The organism is Streptomyces mutabilis (assembly GCF_046628145.1).
In the GTDB taxonomy this organism is placed as follows: domain Bacteria; phylum Actinomycetota; class Actinomycetes; order Streptomycetales; family Streptomycetaceae; genus Streptomyces; species Streptomyces mutabilis.
Genome location: NZ_CP176874.1, coordinates 7,392,921 through 7,410,528 on the forward strand (window position 1 = coordinate 7,392,921; position 17,608 = coordinate 7,410,528).

A 17,608-nucleotide genomic window follows, 5' to 3' on the forward strand; every position below is an offset into this window, starting at 1 on the left:
CGCTCCTCACGGGGCGGGGCGGGGGGCACCTCTGTACTGCGGTGGGGTCCTTACGGCTTGCGGGCGAGGCCGCCGTGCTCGGCGACGGGCTCCGGGGCCGGGGAGTCGGCGTCCGGACGCCAGAGGGGGACGGAGACGACTCCGGGCTCCACCAGCTCGAGCCCGTCGAAGTACGCCGTGATCTCGTCGACGGTACGCAGGTTGTACGGAACGGCGCCGCTCTCGTTGTAGGCGTCCTGGGCCTCCTCGAAGCCCGGGTCGACGCCCCGCGAGCCGTCGTTGACGGAGAGGTAGCTGCCGGACGGCAGTGCGTCCATCAACCGGGTGACTATGGAACGCGCCTGGTCGTAGTCGGCGACGTGGCCCAGGATGTTGCTGAGGATGAGGGCGATCGGCCGATCGAAGTCCAGCGTCCTGGCGGCGTCCCGCAGGACGCTGTCCGGGTCGAGCACATCGGAGTCGATGTACGCGGTCGCCCCCTCAGGGGTGGAGTAGAGCAGCGCCCGGGCGTGCGCGAGGACCATCGGGTCGTTGTCCACGTACACGATCCGGGACTCGGGGGCGATGCGCTGGGCGACCTCGTGGGTGTTGTCGGCGGTCGGCAGACCGGTCCCGATGTCGAGGAACTGCCGGACCCCCGCCTCGGCGACCAGGTACGTGATGTTGCGGCGCAGGAAGGCGCGGCTGCCGCGGGCGATGGTGACGATGCCGGGGAAGACGGCGGTGTACGCGTCACCGGCCTCCTCGTCGACCGGGTAGTTGTCCTTCCCGCCCAGCCAGTAGTTCCAGATCCGGGCCGAGTGCGGCACCGAGGTGTCGATCTTCTGGTGTGCTGCGGGGCCGGGGTTCGTCACGGGATCGCTCATGGGTACGGTCCGTCTTTCCGCCGAGTCATGGGTGCTTCGTCACAACCTACGCCGCAACGGCCTTGCCTCGCACACCGGTTCGGCCTCTGCCGGCCCTCTAGAGGCGCGGTGCGCCCGTCACCGACATCACCAGCGAGTACAGGGAGGTGGTGGCCGTGATGAACAGGCGGTTGTTCCTGGGGCCGCCGAAGGCGATGTTGGACACGGGTTCGGGGACCCGCAGCCGTCCGATGAGGGTGCCGTCCGGGTCGTAGCAGTGGACGCCGTCGGCCAGCGCGGCGGCCCACAGGCGGCCCTCGTCGTCGAAACGGATGTTGTCGAAGCGCACGTCGCCCCGGGCCTCGGCGAAGACCTTGCCGCCGGACAGTGTGCCGTCGTCGTGGACGTCGTAGACGTGGATCCGGGCGGCCCGGGAGTCCGAGACGTACAGCCGCTTCTCGTCGGGGGAGAGGATGACACCGTTGGGGCCGTCGAAGCCGTCGGCGGCGAGGTGCACCCGACCCGACACCGGGTCGATCCGGTAGACGTTGCACGCGCCGATCTCGGACTCCGCGCGGTGGCCCTCGTAGTCGCTGATGATGCCGAAGTCGGGGTCGGAGAACCAGACGGTGCCGTCCGAACGCACGACGGAGTCGTTGGGGCTGTTGAGGCGCTTGCCGTCGTAGCGCTCGGCGAGGACGGTCACGGTCCCGTCGGGCTCCGTGCGGGTGACCCTCCGGTTGCCCTGCTCACAGGTGACCAGGCGGCCCTGCCGGTCGAGGGTGTTGCCGTTGCTGTGGCCGGCCGGGGTGCGGAAGACGCCGACCGTGCCGGTGGCCTCGTCCCAGCGCATGATGCGGTCGTTGGGGATGTCGCTCCAGACGAGCTGACGCCAGGCGGGTACGTAGAGCGGGCCCTCGGCCCAGCGGCAGCCGTCGTGCAGGACCTCCAGCCTGCTGTCTCCGTTCGCGCAGTGTCCGGTGCGGAAGCGGTCGTCCAGGGTCTCGTACGGGCCGTCGGCGGACATGGTGTCCTCTCAGCGAGATGATCAGGATGGGACTCAACGTAACCCCGGCCGACGTCTCGCTCCAGCGGTCTGCCCCGACGCGCGTGCAGGTCGCTCAGGAGCCCGGCCCGGCCGGTGCGGCCGTCCCGGTCAGCCGACCGGGAAGGGAAGCCTCGCGGCCTTCTCGCCCAGTGCGGCCCGCTCCGCCTCGGTCGGCGCCCGTCGGCCGGTGCCGACCAGGAGGGCGTCCCGGTCGGTGAACGACGGCGGGAACGCCGTCCCGGCGATCCGCTCCAGCGTCCTGCGCGACCGGGCGAGGCCTTCGGCGGACGGGCCGGGCACGTCCGGCAGGTGCGCGACCAGGTCGAGGTGGTGCAGTGTCCACTCCAGGACGTACGCGCGGAGGTAGTCGCCCGCCGTGAGCACCTCGTCCCGCGTGCTGACCCGGGCCTCGGGGTCCGCGAGCCCGGCGGCCCGGCCGGCGGCGGAACCGACGTCGTCCAGATGGAACTTGAGCAGCCAGGGCTCCCGGTAAGCGGCGGCCAGACGGACGATCAGCGCGTCGAGCGGGTCGTCGCCGGTCGGAGCGTCGACGACGTTCCAGTACGTCACCTCGTCCCGAGTCGGCTCCCCGGTGGCGGGGGTGGCCAGTGTGATCAGGACGTCCTGGGCGTCGATGACGAGGTGGCACACCAGGTCCCGTACGAGCCAGCCGGCGCACCCGGACGGCCGGGCGAAGTCCTCGTCACGCAGGCCGGCGACCGCGTCGAGCAGCGCCGACCAGGAGCTGGAGAAGAGATCCACGGCCGCAAGCTAGCAGCAAGCGGCCGTGCCACGAGGGCGGTTCACGGACCCCGGCCACCGACCGGCACCGCACCGCCCGACCTCACACCTCCGCCGGGGCCGGTTCCTCCGGCGGGTCGACGAGCTGCTCGCGGACGTAGTTCCAGACCACCGCGATCAGCGCGGCGACCGGTACGGCGAGCAGGCTGCCCACGATCCCGGCCAGGCTGCCGCCCAGCGTCACCGCCAGCAGGATCACCGCCGCGTGCAGTCCGAGGCCTCGGCTCTGGATGATGGGCTGGAACACGTTGCCCTCCAGTTGCTGCACCACGACGATGATCGCCAGCACGATCAGCGCGTCCGTCAGGCCGTTCGACACCAGGGCGATGAGGACGGCGACGAAGCCCGCGAACAGGGCGCCCACGATGGGCACGAACGCGGACACGAACGTCAGCACCGCCAGCGGCAGCACCAGGGGCACGTCCAGAATCCACAGCCCGAGGCCGATGAAGACCGCGTCGAGCAGTCCGACGAGCGCCTGCGAGCGGACGAAGGAGCCCAGCGTCTCCCAGCTGCGCAGGGCGACGGTCGGGACGTCCGTGGCGAGGCGGCCGGGCAGCTGGCGGCCGAGCCACGGCAGGAAACGCGGCCCGTCCTTGAGGAAGAAGAACATCAGGAAGACGCCCAGGACCGCGGTGACGACACCGTTGACCACCGTGCCCACTCCGGAGGCCACCGCGGTGACCATGCTGCCGACGCTGTCCTGGATGCGGGCCATCGCCGAGTCGAGGGCTCCGGTGACCTGGGCGTCGTCGATGTTCAGCGGCGGACCCGCGGCCCACTCGCGCAGCCGCTCGATGCCCTCCACCACGCCGTCGGTCAACTCGTCGGTCTGCGAGGACATCGGCACCGCGATCAGCGCCACGATGCCCGTGACGGCCAGCAGGAACGCCACGGTCACCACGGCGGCGGCGAGCGCGGGAGGCCATCCGTGACGCCGCAGGAAGCGGGCCGCGGGCCAGGTCAGCGTGGTCAGGAGCAGACCGACTATCAGCGGCCACACGATGGGCCACATGCGGCCGAGGACCCACAGGGCAACCGCGAGCATGGCGAGTATCAGCAGCAACTCGGCAGAGACGCGGGCGGTGGTGCGCATCGCGGCGCGCGTCCTCGCGGAACTCAATCTGGCAGACATGGGGATCACCTTATGGGGACGCCCGTTGCCCGCCCGGCGCGGTACCCGCGTCGGCGAAAGGGACGCCAGGCGGGCCCGCGTCCCTCAGGCCGGTGTCACTCGACCTTGACCCAGTCGAGCGTGCGCTGGACCGCAGCCTTCCAGCCGGCGTAACCCTGTGCCCGCCGGTCCTCGGACCACTGTGGCTCCCAGCGCCTGGACTCGTGCCAGTGCGTGCGCAGTTCGTCGGTGTCCCGCCAGAATCCCGTGGCCAGTCCCGCCGCGTAGGCCGCACCGAGCGCGGTGGTCTCCGCGACGACGGGACGGCTGACCGGGACGCCGAGGACATCGGCCTGGATCTGCATGCAGAGGTCGTTGGCGGTCACACCGCCGTCGACCTTGAGCACGTCCAGGTGGACTCCGGAGTCCTGTTCCATGGCCTCGACGACGTCACGGCTCTGGTAGCAGATGGCTTCCAGGGTCGCCCGCGCCAGATGGGCGTTGTCGTTGTAGCGGGCGAGGCCGACGATCGCGCCCCTGGCGTCGGAGCGCCAGTACGGGGCGAACAGGCCCGAGAAGGCGGGGACGAAGTACATGCCGCCGTTGTCCTCGACGCCGCGGGCGAGTTCCTCGCTCTCGGCCGCGGTCTTGATGATCCTCATCTGGTCGCGCAGCCACTGCACGGCGGACCCCGTCACCGCGATGGAGCCCTCCAGCGCGTAGACCGCCGGGCTGTCGCCGAACCGGTAGGCCACGGTGGTCAGGAGCCCGTGCCGGGAACGGACCAGTTCCGTACCGGTGTTGAGCAGCAGGAAGTTCCCGGTGCCGTACGTGTTCTTGGCCTCGCCGGGCGCGAAGCAGACCTGGCCGACGGTGGCCGCCTGCTGGTCGCCCAGCACCCCGCCGATGGGGACGGCGGCGCGCAGCGGCCGGGAGGTGCGGGTCGTGCCGTAGGCCTCCGGATGGGAGGAGGGGTTGATGGTGGGGAGCATCGACCGGGGGATGCCGAAGAAGCCCAGCAGTTCGTCGTCCCAGTCGAGCGTCTCCAGGTCCATGAGCATGGTGCGGCTCGCGTTGGTCACGTCGGTGGCGTGGATGCCGCCGTCGGGGCCGCCGGTCAGGTTCCACAGCACCCAGGCGTCCGTGTTGCCGAACACGGCGTGCCCCGCTTCCGCCGCTTCGCGGACGCCGTCGACGTTCTCGAGGATCCACTGGATCTTGCCGGCCGAGAAGTAGGTCGCCGGGGGCAGTCCGGCCTTGCGGCGGATGACGTCGCCCCGGCCCGAACGCTCGAGTTCGGCCGCGATGGTGTCGGTGCGGGTGTCCTGCCAGACGATGGCGTTGTAGTAGGGGCGGCCGGTGCGCGGGTCCCAGACGACCGTGGTCTCGCGCTGGTTGGTGATGCCGATCGCCGCCAGGTCGGCCCCGGACAGGCCACTGTGACGCAGCCCGTTCTGCATCACCGAGTTGGTGCGCTCCCAGATCTCCACGGGATCGTGTTCCACCCACCCCGAGCGGGGGAGGATCTGTTCGTGTTCCAGCTGGTGCTTCGCCACCTCGTTGCCGCCGTGGTCGAAGATCATGAATCGGGTGCTGGTGGTCCCCTGGTCCACCGCGCCGATGAAGTCCGCCATGATGTGCCGCCTCTCCGGCCGGTGTCAGTCCTCCGGCGCCGGTACGCGCCCTGTCGGCTCGGGCTCCGCGGTCGGCAGGAACCGGCCGACGAAGACCTTGTACAGTCCCGCTCCGAGGACGCCGCCGATCAGCGGCCCGAGGATCGGCACCCAGAAGTAGAGATTCCCGTACTGATCCCGCCAGGCCCCGCCGTATCCGGTGAGGAAGCTGGCCAGCCGCGGGCCGAAGTCACGGGCCGGGTTGATGGCGTAACCGGCGTTGGTGCCGAAGGCCATGCCGATGGCGACCACCACCAGGCCGATGACGAACGGGGCGAGGTTGGCGCCCGGCGGTGTGTTGAGCATGTCCGTGATGGCCATGATCAGCAGCAGCAGGATGGCGGTGCCGATGACCTGGTCCCGGAAGGCGCCCCACTCGTGGACCGGCAGCGCGGTGTTCCCGTTGGCGGGGAGGGTGGAGAACACGGTCTGCGTCTTGACGGTGTGGCCGGGGTCGGCCTTCGCCAGTGCCTCGGTGTAGTTCCAGCGGACCAGGAGCGCGGCCACGAAGGCGCCGGCCGTCTGGGCGAGTGCGTAGGGAGCCACCTTCCGCCACGGGAAGCCCTTGAACGACGCGAGGGCGAGGGTGACCGCGGGGTTGAGGTGGGCGCCGCTCAGTCGCGCGGCCACGTAGACGCCGAGGGTGACACCGAGTCCCCACGCCCACGAGATGCTGTCGTGGTCCCCGAGCCCGCCCTCGGGATCGGTGAGGGCCCCGCCCGCGGCCACCTGCGCCACCACTCCGCACCCGAAGAGGATGAGGATCATCGTGCCGGCGAATTCCGCCGACAGTTCACCGAGCAGACCTGACCTCTTGAGCCGTTCAGCCATGGAAGCTCACCTTCCGCCGGCTGGACCGGCGTCGACTGTCCGCGTCTCTCAGTCGACACATTAAGGCGATATGCGACAAGCCGCACATAGAGTGCGGCTTGACGGGCGCGGGTGGAGCGTCAGGGGCCGATGGGCATGCGGCGCTTGTGGTCCGTCGCCCGGTAACGGGTGACGATCTTCTCGAAGGCGTCCTCCTTCACCGGCTTGCCCTCCAGGAAGTCGTCGATGTCGTCGTAGGTGACGCCGAGGGCTTCCTCGTCGGCCTTGCCGGGGGCGAGGGACTCCAGGTCGGCCGTCGGGACCTTCCCCACCAGCTCGTCGGGCGCGCCGAGCGCCTCGGCGACGGCACGCACCCGGCGCTTGGTGAGGCCGGTCAGCGGGACCAGGTCGGCGGCGCCGTCGCCGAACTTGGTGAAGAAGCCGGAGACCGCCTCGGCGGCGTGGTCGGTGCCCACGACCAGCCCGTTGTGGGCGCCGGCCACCGCGTACTGGGCGATCATGCGCTGCCTGGCCTTGATGTTGCCGTGCACGAAGTCCTGGTGGTGGGCGTCGCGGAAGGCCACGTCGGCGGCGAGCAGCGCGTCGAGCATGGCGTCGCTCGCGGGCTTGACGTCCACCGTCAGTACCTGGTCGGGCTTGATGAAGGAGAGCGCGAGCTGGGCGTCGTGCTCGTCGGCCTGGACCCCGTGCGGCAGCCGCATCGCGTAGAAGGTCGCCTCGTGCCCCTCGGCCCGTGCCCGCTCCACGGCGAGCTGGCACAGCCGCCCGGCGGTGGTCGAGTCGACACCGCCGCTGATTCCGAGGACCAGGCAGCGCAGGCCGGTGGAGGTCAGCCGCTCGGCCAGGAAGGCCACCCGGCGCTCGATCTCCCGCTCGGCGTCGAAGGTCTCCGCGACCTCCAGCTCCCGGGCGATCTCCAGTTGCAGGGCGATGGACGCCGGCTCGCTCAATTCCGCTCCTTGTTCGATGTGCGGGGACTCCTCACTCAGCGTACCCAGTGGCGTCCGGGGGATACGGGCCGAGTGGTGGGCGCGGTACGACGTGCGGGGGGGCCGGCGCCCCCCCCCCCCACCCCCGCGGACCGCCGGGGTCAGCTCAGCGGCTGCACCCGGATGTCGCGGAACCGCACCTTGTTCCCGTGGTCCTGCAACCGGATCGCCCCGGCCGCCGGTGTCTCGGTCCGTCCGCCCGCGGTCGGACCGTCGAGGACCACGTCGTCGTGGACCTTCTCGCCGTTCCACACCACCGTCACCCGCGCGTCGGCGGTCTTGCGGCCGCTGTCGTCGTAGCGGGCCGCGCGGAAGACGATGTCGTACGTCTGCCACGTCTCCGGCGCGGTCGCGGCGTTGATGTCGGGTGCCTTCTTCAGGTAGAAGGCACCGGCCTCATTGGTCGCCGGGGTGGTGTCCCCGTACGAGTCGAGGATCTGCAGCTCGTAGCGGTCCTGGAGGTAGATGCCGCTGTTGCCGCGGTCCTGTCCGGTCACGTCGGGCGGCAGCTGCGGGACGCGGAACTCCACGTGCAGCTTGAAGTCCTGGTAGGCGTCCTTGGTGCGGATGTCGCCGCAGCACACCTCCATCGACTCCTCCTCGGCCAGCGGCCATGCCACGGGCCGCCCGTCCGTGTGCTGCCACTGGGCCTGCGAGGCGGCCGTGCCGTCGAAGAGGTCGACGCGTGCGCCCCGCGGGTGCACGGTGATCAGGTCGAGGTTGACATGACCGGTGTCACCGGGGTCGTAGCGGTAGGACACGGTGTTGTGGCCGGCCCGCAGGCGCAGGGGCTCGGTCCGTGTGGACCAGGTGTCCCAGTCCCCGGTGGACGGGAGATGTGTCTGCCGCACCTTCTTCCCGTTGGCGTACAGGGAGAGGGACTTGGTGCCCTCGAATGGGTTCGGGCCGTTGGAGTAGCGCAGGCCCACGTCGTACGTGCCGGACTTGGGGACCTTCACGTCGAAGGTCGTGGCGACCTTGCCCTCGGTGGCGTAGCGGTCGACGAAGCCGCTGCCGGAGTAGCCGACGTGGTCGGTGTTGATGCCGGCCTTGCCGGTGAGCCGCGCCTCCTCGGCCTCGTAGAGGGTGGCGGGCGGCGGCTGCTTGCCGGGCATCTCGTTGAGCGTGTACCAGGCCTCGGTGCTCCACAGCGACTCACCGGACGCCGAGGTGAAGGGCCGCGGCGAGCGTACGTGCACCACGCGGTCCGGCTTCAGCCCGTCCAGCCGCAGCCGCACGGTCCGGCCGTCCTCCGAGAGGGTCGCCGAGCGTACGGACAGCTCCTCCTCGGCGATCTTCGGGCCGCCGTAGTCGGCGGTCGGGGTGTAGTGCCACTGCTGGACGTCGTAGCGGGCGGCCAGCTCCGCGGCGGTCGCGTCGGACACCGGCTGGGTGTACGTCAGGTCGAAGCCGCCGGGCACGGCCCGCATCTTCTGGATGTCGAAGGTGTCGCCGCCGTTGGGCGTCAGCTTCTGCAGACCGAACTTCAGCTTGCCCGCCTGGCCCCAGTTGCCGTCGGCGCCCAGGCCGCCGGCGTAGATCGCTCCGTCGGGGCCCATGGTGATGCGGTTGACGCCGGCCTCCAGGCCCTGCGTGTAGCGGAAGACGGCGCCCTGGTACTGGCCCTTCACCTTCTCCAGGTAGGCGCGTTGCAGACCGCCGTAGGTGACGTCACCGATCAGCATCTGGCCGGCGAAGGTGCCCTTGTTCAGATACAGCGGGGTCGAGGGCGAGTTGCCGATCTCGTTCTGCGGCAGCCACAGCACCGGCTCGGTGACGGGGGAGTCCTCGAAGGGGCCGGCGGGCTCGGTGTAGTGGTTGAAGAAGCGGTCCTGCTTGATCTGGACGAGCTTCGAGGACGGCAGCCATCCGCCCTGGTTGTCGGTGACGAAGAGACCGCCGCCGGGGCCCCAGCCGATGCCGTTGGGGGTGCGCAGCCCGCCCGCGATCGGCGTGATCTTCCCCGTCTTCTTGCTGATCTTGTACGTCGTTCCGCGGTTCGGCGCGGGCTGCGGGGTGGTGGTCGCGCCGCCGAGGTCGATGGCGACGGACAGGTTCACGTAGAAGTGGCCGTCGCGGTAGAGCAGGCCGAACGCGAACTCGTGGAAGTTGCCTCCGTAGGGCCAGGTGGCGACCGTGCGGTAGTCGTCGGTCACGTCGTCGTCGTTCTCGTCGACCAGCCGGGTCAGTTCGTGCTTCTGGGAGACGTAGAGCGACCCGTCGACGTACTTGATGCCCATGGGCTCGCGGAGCCCTTCGGCCACCTTCTTCACGGTGACCTTGTCCCGGCTGGTCGCGCCAGTGACGTTGTCGAGCAGGTACACCTCACCGGCAACGTTGTCGGAGCCGCCCCAGGTGCTGAGCGCGAGGCGTCCGTCGGGCAGCCAGTCCATGCCGGTGACCTGCGGTTCGAATCCTTCGGGGCGCAGGTCGGTGAGGGTGAGGTCGGGGCGTACCGAGGTCAGCGGCAGCCCGTCGCCGGGCGTGTCGGTGCCGGCCTCGCACTCCTTGCGGCCCGGCGCCGTCACGCGGACGACCCCGGCGTCGGTGGTCAGTGCCGAGTTGGGTACGACGGTGAACTCGGTCTCGCCCGGGGGGCGCCAGGAGAGCGTGAGCTGCTGCCCGCCGCCCCGGTCGAAGTGCTCGATGCGCAACGGGTGGGATCCCGCGGTGAGGTCCAGCGCGCCGTCCTTCGGCTCGGCGCCGTGCAGTCCGTCGTGGTCGATCACCGTGGTGCCGTCGAGGGTCAGCCGTGAGCCGTCGTCGCTGGTGAGGCGGAAGGCGTAGGTGCCGTCGCGCGGAGCGACCAGGTAACCGGTCGCCTCCGAGACGAAGTTGTCGGCGATGCCGCCGAAGTCGGCGGTGCTCGACCAGTCGACGGTCGGCATCAGCTTGTCGTGGTTGGGGGTCTGGCCGGGTTTGAGGGTGCAGATCTTGCTCAGGGGTGTCTGCACGTCGAACACGCGCAGGGTGACTCCGGGCTCCTGCGGCGGGACGTCCGCGGCGGCGGACGCGGCGGTCGCCGGGACGGCCAGCAGGCCGCCTGCCGAGACGGCCGACGCCAGCAGGAGTGTGAGGTGTCTTCGGGCACGCCGGAACAGGCGTGGGCGCATTGGTCCTCCGGGGTGTGGGGACCGGACCGTGCCGGAAATCGCTCCGGTCTTCGTGCGGTACGACTGCGGTTCCGCCGCCAAGGTAGGAGACTTCTGCTTGACATGTCCATACTTTGTCATCGACGTGTTCAAAGTCGCCGCCTCTTCGCATGCCTCACCGGAGGCGGCGACTCCCGGCGGACCTACTTGTTCTCGACGCGTCCGAACGGGTTCGGCCCGGCCGTCAGCTCGTCGCACGCCGCCTGCCAGGCGCCGTCCCCGGGGTACAGCGCGCTGCGCAGATAGGCCCAGGTGAGCCGTTGGACCGCGGACACGCGCTCGGGGTTCTCGTCCGTGGTCTCCGCGACGTCGTATCCGGCGACCCCGCCGAGTCCGTGTTCCGCGTCGAACAGGGTGAGCAGCGACTTGGGGCCCGGTGACAGGGAGTAGGGATCGGCGTGCCATCCCGGCCCGCGGACCGTCAGGTGCGCGGAGTCGTCCTTGTCCCCGGCGACCACGAGCGTGGGCGTCGTCATGCCGGAGAAGTCCATGGTGTCGAGGAACGAGAGCATTTCCGCCGCGGCCTCGCTGAGGGCGTCACCGCCCCGGCCGGGCGCGGCGAGCAGGACGCCCGCCTTGATCCGGGGGTCGGACAGGTCCACCTCCGCTCCGTCCTGGGGATCGGTGAGCCGGGCGCCCAGCAGGAGGCTCGCCGTGTGTCCGCCCATGGAGTGCCCGGCGACGGCGACCCTGCCGCGGTCCAGCCGCCCGGCAAGCTGGGGGACGGCGGCTTCCAGTACGTCGAGCCCGTCGAGGATGCGCGTCATGTCCTCGGCCCGCGACCGCCAGTGCAGCGGCGCCCCCGGAATGTCCGGGGCCGGCCGCAGGGACCTGGAACTCAGGTGGGTGGGCTGGATGACGACGAAGCCGCGCGCCGCCCAGTGGTCGGCGAGGGGAGCGTAGCCGTTCAGTGAGGAGAGGTGGTTCGAGTAGCCCTGGCCGTGCGAGAGGAGGACGACCGGCAGGTCGCTCCCGGTCACGGGTGCGGAGACCCGGACCTCCAGGTCCACGGCCCGGCCGGGCGCGGGCAGGACGACCGGGGCGACGGAGACGACGGGTGTGGGGGAGGCGGCGAGGTCGCCGGTGGGCAGCGGTGTGCTCATGGGGTGTCTGTCCGTTCGACGGCCGCTGTCGGACGGAATCGTCCGGGCGGCGGAGGGAGAAGGGGTCGGTGATCGCGGTGTCTCCGCCCTCGAAGCGGGACACTGTTCCGTTTAAATATACGGAACGGTGTTCCGTTTGGTCAACGGTGATGTGTCCGGGGGGCGGGCCGTACGGCTCGGCGGCCCCCGGCGCCGGCGCTCAGCCGCGACGGCCCGCGCGGACGCGGCGGTGGCTCCAGGCCAGCAGGGCGAAGAGGATGAGACCGGAGACGATCAGGCTCACGCCGGTGGTCCATCCGGAGTACGGCACCTGGGGCAGGAGCCCCCAGGCCACGCCCGCGCCGAGGAGGAGCAGCCCCGCCGTGACCGAGCCGGCGATGCGCCAGGGGGAGGAGACGCTCTCCTCGGCCGCGCGCATCGCCTGTCTGCGGACGGGGCCGACGAACCGGTCCAGCGCCGGGACGGCGCGCGACAGCAGCACCATCCCGGCGAACACGAGCAGCAGGCCCGGCCCGGGCAGTACCAGCAGGGCGACCCCGACGGCCACCAGTACGGCACCCAGGGTGCCGAGGGCGGCTCGCCGGATCGTCTCGACGCTGCGAGCCATCTCGCGCACCTCCCCGCGTGCGGCAGGAGTTCCGATTCCCGGGTCCGGTCAACCTTAGGCACGGATCCGGGCGCGGGCGATTCCGCCCGGCTGGCAGGGTGCCCTCATGGACAATGCGGAAGTGCTGCTCATCGGAGGGCGCGCGGGTGTCGGCAAGACGACGGTGGCGTGGGAGGTTTCGGTGCTGCTGCGGGCCGCGTCCGTCCCCCACGCGGTCGTCGAAGGGGACTTCATGGGCCAGGTGCATCCTGCCCCGGAGGGCGATCCTCACCGGTCGGGGATCACCGAGAGCAACCTGACGGCCGTATGGGCGAACTACGCCCGCCTCGGCCATCGCCGCCTGATCTACACCAACACCCTGAGCGTGCTGCCCGAGGCGGCGGACATGTTCCGGCGCGCCATGGGGGCGCAGGTGCGGATCGTCCGGGTCCTGCTCACCGCTTCCGACGACACCGCGCTCGCGCGCCTGACGGGACGGGAACTCGGCTCGGAACTGGAGCGGGAAGTGGCCGGAAGCGCCCGCAAGGCGCGGCTCCTGGACGAGCGGTCGCCGGCGGACACGATGCGGGTGGCCACCGACGGGCGCCGCGTTGTGGACATCGCCCGCGAGGTGGTGGCCGTGACGGGCTGGACGGTGGGCGGGTGACCCATGCTGGTCAAATTTGACTAGACTGGGGGCGCATGGCCGAGAAGACGATCCCGATCCTGCCGTGCCGGACCCTCCAGCCCGTTCTCGACTTCTACACCGCCCTCGGATTCGAGGTGACGTACCGGCAGAAGAGTCCCAACCCGTACGCCGTCGTGGAGCGCGGCGGCATCGAGCTGCAGTTCTTCGGAGTGAAGGACTACGAGCCGGCCGCGTCGCTGAGTACCTGCTACGTCCTGACCGACGACGTGGACGGACTGCACGCCGCCTTCCGGGCCGGGCTCAAGCAGGCGTACGGCAGGATCCCCACGCGCGGACTGCCGCGCATCGGCCCGCTCAGGGACATGTCGTACGGGGTGCGGCAGTTCCTCATGTCCGATCCGGGCGGCAACTGCGTCCGGGTCGGACAGCCCACGAGCGACGACCGGCACCACCGACGCGCCCCCGAGGAGACCTTCGCCCGCGCCCTGCACCACGCCGCTCTCCTCGCGGACTCCAAGGAGGACCCGGCGGGCGCCGCGAAGGTCGTCGACCGGGTGCTGCACCTCGACGACGAGCGGCCCACGCCCGTGCAACTCCTGCGGCTCCTCGTGCTGCGCGCGGACGTCGCGGGGCGACTCGGCGACGAGCGGACCAGGGCGTCCGCGCTCGCCGACGCGGACGCCGTCCGTCTCACCGCCGGGGAACGGGAGTCGGTCCGCGAGGACCTCGAACGCCTCGAGGAGCTGCGCGGCTGACGCCTGTTCACCACGACCGCACGAGGAGCCGGCGACCGCACCCCAAGGCCCCCCGCCCGGGCAGGGAACTTGTACGCCCCGTCGACGTACGAGGGCAACGCTGATACACCTGCGTCACATGCACCACCTCCACCCACCGCCCAAGGAGGAGCATGTGAGAGCACGTCGCGCGGCCGTCCGAAGCGCCTCCGCGCTCATCGCCACCCTCGCCCTGACCGCCGGCCTGGCCGGCCCCGCCGTCGCGGCGCGGGAGGCCGAGGCCCCGCCGGTCGCCACCGCGACCGACCCCGTGACGCACGAGGAGAACGACCGCGTGCCGGAGGGCTCGGTCTGGACGCAGCACTACTTCCCGTCCTCCGACCGCTCCGGCACTCAACTGCACGCCGACGTCCTGCTTCCCGAGGGACTGTCCCGGAAGGAGAAGGTGCCGGTCATCCTCTCGGTCGGCCCGTACTTCGCCCACGCGGGGCAGACGGGCCCCGAGGGCTGGGCCCACACCGGCCCCTCGGCCCGCTTCAACGACTTCATCGAGGGCACCGACCTGTTCGACGAGCGCTACGCCTTCGTCATGGTGGACCTGCGCGGTTTCGGCGGCTCCACCGGCTGCCTCGACTGGGGAGGACCCGGCGAACAGGCCGACGTCAGGGCCGCGATCGACTGGGCCGCGAAGCAGCCGTGGTCCACCGGAGCGGTGGGCATGTACGGCAAGTCCTACGACGCCGTCACCGGCCTGATCGGCAACAACCTGGACCAGCGCGCGCTCAAGGCCGTCGTCGCCCAGGAACCCCTGTGGGACATGTACCAGTACATCTACTCCAACGGCGTTCCCCGCCCGAACGTGACCGGCACCGCCGGCGCGTACAACTCCATCGCCACCATGCCCCCGATGGCGGACGACGACCCGCGCTACCGGGCGAACGCCCGCTACGAGGAGGACCACCCGGAGTGCCTGACGGAGAACTCCGCCGGGTACCGAATATCCGACCAGCGGGACGACCACTGGACCTCCCGCGACCTGGCCCGGATGGCCAAGGGCAGCGACACCCCCCTGTTCGTCACACAGGGCTTCATCGAGAACAACACCAAACCCGAGGAGATGCAGGAGTACCTCGACAACCACGAGGGCCCCGAGCGCGGCTGGCTGGGGCAGTGGGACCACGTCCGCGGCGGTGACCGCACCCCCGACGGACGCCTCGCGATGGGCCGCGAGGGCTGGTACGAGGAGACCCTGTCCTTCTACGACCGGTACCTCAAGGGCATCAGGCCGGACGTCCGCTACCCGGCCTACGCCGTCGAGGACTCCACCGGCGCCTGGCGCGCCCAGCGCACCTGGCCGGTCACCGAGCGGTCGGTCACCCTGCCGCTCGGCGGCGGCTCGTACGTGGACGACGGCGGCGCGTCCGCCCGGGCGGCGCTGACCGCGTCCGGCCGGCCGGCACCGCGGCCCCCCGCGCCGCCGGCCGGCCGGTGGGACATGGAGAACGCACCGGCGACCGAGCACGTCGCCCCCCGGGGACTCGCCGAGGAGTCGGCGAAGCGGCAGCGGGACGGTGAGGTCGGCTCCAGCTTCTTCGTGTGGTCGAAGCCGCTCGAGAAGCCGGTGCGCGTCACCGGCACCCCGCAGGTCTCCCTGACCGCCAAGGGCGAGGGCAACGTCATGCTCAAGCTGTACGACGTCGCCCCGGACGGCACCGCCGTCATGTTCGACGAGCAGGTCTCCCTGCTGCACTCGGGCCGGCTGACCGTCGACCTGAAGGCGACCGACTGGACGCTGGCGGCGGGACACGTCCTCGCCGTGGAGATCGGCTCGATCCAGACCGGCTCCTGGCGGGACACGCCCTCCGGCGAGACCGTCGAGGTCCGGGGCGCCAGGCTCCGGCTGGCCCTGGACGACCCGGCCGACGACATCGCCACCCCCGGCGACCGTTCCCCGTTCCTCGACACGTACCTGCGCCAGTACACGGTGGAACTGCCGGCCGGCCCGGGGACGTTCACCGTGGTCCCGGGCGGTCGCCTGTGACCGGCTCCGGACCCGGGTAGTCCGGGGAAGCGCGCAGCCGGGCCGCCGTGACCGTCGCGGCGGCCCGGTCCGGCCCCGCTCCCGGCGACCGTCGTCCGCGCCGCCGGGACGGACGGCGCGTGACGCATCAGTGGGGCCCGCCCTCCGGCGCGTCACGCGCCGCGTGCCGGCCTGCGCATCCGGCCGCGGGCCATCAGCTCCAGCACGACGGCGATCGCGACGGCCTCGACCGCCAACAGTGCGACCAGAACGAACAGTTGCACCGCGCCGGCCTGCAGCGGAGAGGCGCCGCCGAGGAGCATGCCGATGAACGCGCCGGGGAGGGTGACCAGTCCGACCGTCCTGGTCTGGTCGAGCGCCGGGATCAGCGCGCCCGCAGCGGCCTGCCGGGCGATCTCCAGCCGGGCCTCCCGCTCCGGGAACCCCAGCGACAGCGCAGCCTCCACCTCACCGTGGCGTGTCTCCAGCTCCTCCAGGGCGCGCCGCCCCGCGAGCACCGTCGCGGTGAGCGCACCGCCGATGAAGATGCCGGTGACGGGGATCAGCGCGATGCCCTCGACCGGCAGCAGTCCGATGGCCACCAGCAGCAGGACGACCGGGAACACCGCGACGCCGATCGGCACGGCGGCCCACCACCAGGCGCCGTTGCCGGTGATGCGGCGTCCGGCCGTCCAGGTCGCCACCGCGAACATCACGCCGACGAACGCGAGGAGCAGTGCGCGGGAACCGAACGCCCAGCGGACGACGACCGCGACGGCGGCCAGCTGGACGGTGGCCCGGAGCCCGGCGGTGACGATCGCCCGGGTGTGCCCGAGCCGGGCCAGCGCGGCGACGGCCGCGCCGACCACGAGGAGCAGGGCGAGTGCGGCGCCGAGGAGGGGGTTCGCCGGGAGCAGGGTGGAGGCCGACGTGATCACGGCACCACCCTGGAGATGCTGCTGCGTCTCAGGGACGGCTGGTCAGGTAGCCGCCCATGGAGGTGAAGTACTCCGTCGCGGACAGCTCGCGCCCGTCCTCCGTCCGGACCCGCGTGATGGCCAGACCGTGGTTGCGGCCGGTCCGCGCGTCGGCGCCGGCGACGATCACCACGCCGTCGCCCTCGCGGTAGAAGATGCGGCCGGGAGTACCGCCGTAGCGGCCCTGGGACACCACCGCGGCGAGTACTTCAAGTCGCCTGCCCCGGTGAAAGGTGAAGGCGCTGGGGTAGGGCTCGGACTGGGCGCGGACGAGGCGCTCCAGGTCCTCGGCCGGCCAGCCCCAGTCGATGCGGATGTCCTCGGCGGACCGTTTGTGGAAGAAGCTCGCCAGGGACCGGTCCTGCTTGGTGAACTCGGTCTGCCCGGCGGCGATGAGATCCAGTGCGCCGATGGTGACCGGGGCGATGAGGTCGACGGTCTTGTGGAAGAGGTCGGTCGCCGTGTCCCTCGGGCCGACCGGCACCGCCTCCTGCCGGACGATGTCCCCGGCGTCGAGCTCGTCGTTCATCATGTGCGCGGTGACGCCCACTTCGGACTCCCCGTTGATCAGCGCCCAGATCAGCGGGGAGAAGCCGGCGTACTTCGGCAGCAGCGAGTCGTGCACGTTCAGCGTCCCGTGGCGCGGCAGGCCGAAGATGCGCGGGGGGATCCACGTCCGCCAGTTGTTCGCCACGATGATGTCGGGATCGGCCTCCTTGAGGCGCTCGAACAGCTCGTCGTCGTCAGGGCGGTTGCGGATCAGCACCGGGACGCCGTGTTCCTCGGCGAGATCGGCGACGGAGTCGCTCCAGATCTTCTCGTACGCGTGCTCGCTCCTGGGATGCGTCACGACCAGCACCACGTCGTGTTCGGAGTCCAGGAGCGCTCGCAGGGTGCGGTGCCCCCAGGTCTGGTAGCCGAACATGACGACCCGCATGGGGTTCCTCCTTCAGACAGGGGACGGCCCGGGCAGTAAAGCAAGGCTTACCTTAGTCCAGAACGACCTTGTGTGGCACCCCAGTTGGATACAGAAGCTTGAGGTTCGCCCTATCGACAGCCTCGGTTGAATTAGCTTAGGCTCACCTA

Annotated in this window: 15 protein-coding genes; 3 read left to right on the forward strand and 12 right to left on the reverse strand. The window is 71.0% G+C overall.

The features are described 5' to 3' along the window. Positions 1-50: 50 nt before the first annotated feature. From ACLIN4_RS33185 to ACLIN4_RS33230, 10 genes are all read right to left on the reverse strand, one after another. Complete coding sequence (locus tag ACLIN4_RS33185; protein WP_107478633.1) at positions 51-866, reverse strand: SAM-dependent methyltransferase; 816 nt, start codon at positions 864-866, stop codon at positions 51-53. A gap of 97 nt (positions 867-963) precedes the next feature. Beyond that, positions 964-1,872 (reverse strand): SMP-30/gluconolactonase/LRE family protein, encoded by a 909-nt coding sequence (locus ACLIN4_RS33190; RefSeq protein ID WP_107478632.1) that lies wholly within the window; start codon positions 1,870-1,872, stop codon positions 964-966. Positions 1,873-2,001: 129 nt separating this feature from the next. Continuing rightward, the gene (locus ACLIN4_RS33195; RefSeq protein WP_289909870.1) at positions 2,002-2,655 is read right to left on the reverse strand and encodes a maleylpyruvate isomerase N-terminal domain-containing protein; all 654 of its coding nucleotides are present in this window, start codon (positions 2,653-2,655) and stop codon (positions 2,002-2,004) included. A gap of 82 nt (positions 2,656-2,737) precedes the next feature. Further along, positions 2,738-3,829, reverse strand: coding sequence for an AI-2E family transporter (locus ACLIN4_RS33200; protein WP_289909869.1), 1,092 nt, complete (start codon positions 3,827-3,829; stop codon positions 2,738-2,740). Positions 3,830-3,924: 95 nt separating this feature from the next. Next, on the reverse strand, positions 3,925-5,442 hold the full coding sequence (gene glpK / locus ACLIN4_RS33205) for a glycerol kinase GlpK (protein ID WP_289909866.1): 1,518 nt from the start codon (positions 5,440-5,442) through the stop codon (positions 3,925-3,927). 24 nt (positions 5,443-5,466) lie between these two features. Beyond that, on the reverse strand, positions 5,467-6,312 hold the full coding sequence (locus tag ACLIN4_RS33210; protein WP_107478631.1) for an MIP/aquaporin family protein: 846 nt from the start codon (positions 6,310-6,312) through the stop codon (positions 5,467-5,469). A gap of 119 nt (positions 6,313-6,431) precedes the next feature. Next, complete coding sequence (gene nadE, locus ACLIN4_RS33215; RefSeq protein ID WP_107478630.1) at positions 6,432-7,262, reverse strand: ammonia-dependent NAD(+) synthetase; 831 nt, start codon at positions 7,260-7,262, stop codon at positions 6,432-6,434. Between the two features lie 140 nt (positions 7,263-7,402). Continuing rightward, positions 7,403-10,414: a family 16 glycoside hydrolase gene (locus tag ACLIN4_RS33220; RefSeq protein WP_107480199.1), complete on the reverse strand. Its 3,012-nt coding sequence runs from the start codon at positions 10,412-10,414 to the stop codon at positions 7,403-7,405. 182 nt (positions 10,415-10,596) lie between these two features. Continuing rightward, the gene (locus tag ACLIN4_RS33225; protein ID WP_107480198.1) at positions 10,597-11,556 is read right to left on the reverse strand and encodes an alpha/beta hydrolase family protein; all 960 of its coding nucleotides are present in this window, start codon (positions 11,554-11,556) and stop codon (positions 10,597-10,599) included. Between the two features lie 199 nt (positions 11,557-11,755). Further along, complete coding sequence (locus ACLIN4_RS33230) at positions 11,756-12,163, reverse strand: PGPGW domain-containing protein (protein ID WP_107480200.1); 408 nt, start codon at positions 12,161-12,163, stop codon at positions 11,756-11,758. Between the two features lie 106 nt (positions 12,164-12,269). Here ACLIN4_RS33230 and ACLIN4_RS33235 point away from each other — a divergent pair, with 106 nt between their 5' ends. The 3 genes from ACLIN4_RS33235 to ACLIN4_RS33245 all read left to right on the forward strand — a co-directional run bounded on the left by ACLIN4_RS33235 (position 12,270) and on the right by ACLIN4_RS33245 (position 15,566). Beyond that, positions 12,270-12,809: a hypothetical protein gene (locus ACLIN4_RS33235; protein ID WP_179342766.1), complete on the forward strand. Its 540-nt coding sequence runs from the start codon at positions 12,270-12,272 to the stop codon at positions 12,807-12,809. Between the two features lie 35 nt (positions 12,810-12,844). Beyond that, a complete protein-coding gene (locus tag ACLIN4_RS33240) occupies positions 12,845-13,546 on the forward strand; it encodes a bleomycin resistance protein (protein WP_107480196.1) in 702 nt (233 codons plus the stop codon). 154 nt (positions 13,547-13,700) lie between these two features. Continuing rightward, positions 13,701-15,566, forward strand: coding sequence for a CocE/NonD family hydrolase (locus ACLIN4_RS33245; RefSeq protein WP_381914958.1), 1,866 nt, complete (start codon positions 13,701-13,703; stop codon positions 15,564-15,566). 152 nt (positions 15,567-15,718) lie between these two features. On the opposite strand, the gene ACLIN4_RS33250 is transcribed toward ACLIN4_RS33245, so the two are convergent. Together ACLIN4_RS33250 and ACLIN4_RS33255 are read right to left on the reverse strand one after the other, a co-directional pair. Beyond that, the gene (locus ACLIN4_RS33250) at positions 15,719-16,483 is read right to left on the reverse strand and encodes an ABC transporter permease (protein WP_382025217.1); all 765 of its coding nucleotides are present in this window, start codon (positions 16,481-16,483) and stop codon (positions 15,719-15,721) included. Between the two features lie 28 nt (positions 16,484-16,511). Continuing rightward, a complete protein-coding gene (locus ACLIN4_RS33255) occupies positions 16,512-17,459 on the reverse strand; it encodes a methionyl-tRNA formyltransferase (RefSeq protein ID WP_100047511.1) in 948 nt (315 codons plus the stop codon). Positions 17,460-17,608: the final 149 nt, after the last annotated feature.